Origin of the sequence: Collinsella sp. LCP19S3_B11 (genome assembly GCF_052121915.1) — a bacterium.
GTDB lineage: Bacteria > Actinomycetota > Coriobacteriia > Coriobacteriales > Coriobacteriaceae > Collinsella.
On the sequence record NZ_JBQKDI010000052.1, the window covers coordinates 1 to 764 of the forward strand.

At 70.0% G+C, this 764-nt stretch carries 1 protein-coding gene; it reads right to left on the bottom strand.

The annotated features are described in order from the left end of the window. Nucleotides 1-56 precede the first annotated feature (56 nt). A partial coding sequence (locus ACTQV4_RS10320) for an ISL3 family transposase (RefSeq protein WP_441569782.1) occupies nucleotides 57-764 on the bottom strand: 708 nt, incomplete at its 5' end.

Here is a 764-nt window from a genome sequence, read left to right on the forward strand (position 1 = left end):
CTGGTACAACAACTTCAGGATCCACTCGACGCTGGGCTACATGTCGCCGGTCGAGTTCAGGGAGGCGGGGCTGTCCCTCCCGGAATCGTCCAAATAGGTGTTGCCAATCCATCCTCGGGGTTCTTCACGAGCGCGTAGCGGCTGCCCTTGATGGAGGCCGCCTCCTCCTCGAGCGCCCTGACCTCCTCGGGCGGCAGCTCGCCTTTGGCAGGCCTGCCGCGCTTGCCCTCGGGCCTGGGCCTGGCGGCCCTGGCGGCGGCCCTGGCGGCGTTCCACTCCTCGCAGCGCACGGCGTCGAGCGCGTCGTTCATCCACTGGACCACGTGGAAGGGGTCCATGACCCACCTCGCGTTGGGGCAGCGGCGCTTGACCAGCTGCCTTATCCACCTCGCGCCGTCGGCGGTCACCACCTCTATGGCGCGCCTCTGCTCGCGCGTGAGCTCGTCGAGGAACAGGTTGAGCACGTCCTTGCCGGTGCCCTCGTGCGCCCAGATGAGGCAGCCGCGGTCGTGGTCGACGACCACCGTGACGTACTTGTGGCCCTTCTTGTACGACGTCTCGTCGATGCCGATGCGGCGCACGCCGTCGAACCTCGAGGCGCCGCGCGCGGCCTCCAGCTCGGCGTAGACGCGCCTGCACACGCCGCCCACGCTGTGCCACTCGACGCGGGCGAGCTCGGAGACCGCCGAGGCGGTGCAGCGGACCGCCAGCCACGCCACCCAGTCCTCGAAGTCGCGCGTGAAGCGCGCCCCGTGCCGCGCCCA